This window comes from Vibrio sp. Vb1574 (assembly GCF_033338675.1).
Genome location: NZ_JAWOTC010000126.1, coordinates 1 through 1,722 on the forward strand (window position 1 = coordinate 1; position 1,722 = coordinate 1,722).

At 43.8% G+C, this 1,722-nt stretch carries 1 protein-coding gene and 1 pseudogene; both read left to right on the forward strand.

The genetic code is table 11. The features are described 5' to 3' along the window. Positions 1–468 (forward strand): annotated as a pseudogene (locus tag R7O12_RS24100) (bifunctional NADH-specific enoyl-ACP reductase/trans-2-enoyl-CoA reductase); the annotation flags it as partial. A 188-nt stretch (positions 469–656) separates the two neighbouring features. After that, positions 657–1,722: diguanylate cyclase domain-containing protein (locus R7O12_RS24105; RefSeq protein WP_318126565.1), on the forward strand; the 1,066-nt coding region annotated here is incomplete at its 3' end.

Here is a 1,722-nt window from a genome sequence, read left to right on the forward strand (position 1 = left end):
GCCAAAATTGATTTGCACCAAACCAGCCATGCATTGAATCTGAAGCTGGCTAACTTCGACGGTGGTGCCTACGCCACGGTGTGTAAAGCGCTGGTAACCAAAGCCAGTGTTTTCATTCCTGCTCTGAGCCCTTACCTTTTAGCTCTGTACCGAGTAATGAAAGAGAAAGGCACGCATGAACGCTGCATCGAACAAATGCAACGTCTGTTCACGACGAAGCTTTACGATCAGCCTAAAGTTCCTGTTGATGGCGAGCGATTGATTCGAATTGATGACTTAGAACTGGATCCGCAAACGCAGGCTGAAGTGAGTCATTTATTAGAACAAATGAATGCGGAGAACTTTAAAGAGATTGGTGATTACCAAGGCTTTAAAGACGAGTTCATGAAACTAAACGGCTTTAACTTTGACGATGTAGACTACTCGCAAGACATTTCGTTAGAAACCTTGGCGTCACTTAAGCCATAAGTTCGTCAAATTTGTTTCATATTTGAGATGGCTTCCAACAATTTAGGGTCCTGAAAGGTTTTCAGGACTTTTTTTTGTTTCGTCTGTGGGCGACCCTATACTTAAGTAAAACGACTAATGTTATAACAATTACTACTGCATAAATCTTCGATTCACAGGATGTGAAACTACCGGAAAGGAAGGCCTCTATGGGGAGATTTCAAACACTAGATTATGAGATTCCTGAATCCATGCAGCGAAGCTGGCAGGATATCGTCAATCTCCTCGCACAGATTGCAGACGTGCCAACCACGCTTATTATGCGAGTGCATCAAAACCACATCGAAGTAAACACCTCAAGTGACACTCAAGGTAATCCATATAAAGCTGGCGACAAAGAAGATCTTGGACATGGTTTGTACTGTGAACATGTCATTGAAACCAAAAGCCAACTGGTTGTTCCCGATGCCCTTGCCGATGAAAAATGGTCGAATAATCCGGACATCAAACTTGGTATGCTCTCCTATTGTGGTTTGCCGTTGTTTTGGCCAAATGGCGAAACGTTTGGAACCATTTGTATGTTGGACTCTAAAGCCAATGAGTACAGCGAAACTTACCGGCAATTGCTCAATACGTTCAAGGACTCAATAGAAGCTCAACTTGCTGTTGTCTACCAACAATACAAACTGTTGAGACTTAACAGCGAACTTAAAAATCGCGTAGAAAACCGAACCACTGACCTCGCCCAACTCAGCTTTTCACTCACTCAAGAAATTGACCGCCGCAAAGCCGCTGAAAGGCAAGTTAACTACCAGAAAACCCATGACCAAGGTACCGGATTTCTTAATCGCGCCGCACTGGAAGCGGTGGTTGAAGATACGCTTCAATCCCTAGAACACGGGCATCAGTCTTTAATTGTTATAAATGTGGGCTTTAGCAATGCGCGTAGTATACAAACTCGATACGGCTTTGAAGCGTTTGATGAGATCCTCAAAGAATTTCGTAAGCGCCTTGGGATGAACGATTCAAACTACTTCATTACTGGTCGCCCAAGTTCAAACGACTTAGTGCTTTTGTTATGGGGAGAAGATGCTGATTCGAAACTGCATAATCTGCTTGATAAAATCACTAACATCAGCGTGGGGAACTTCTACATCAACGACACAGAAGTGCATTTGCACTCCTACGTTGGCGTAGTTCAGGCTCATCGCTCGAGCAGCGCCAAACAACTTCTACAAAATGCTTGTTACGCGATGTTGCTATGTAAAGAGTCGG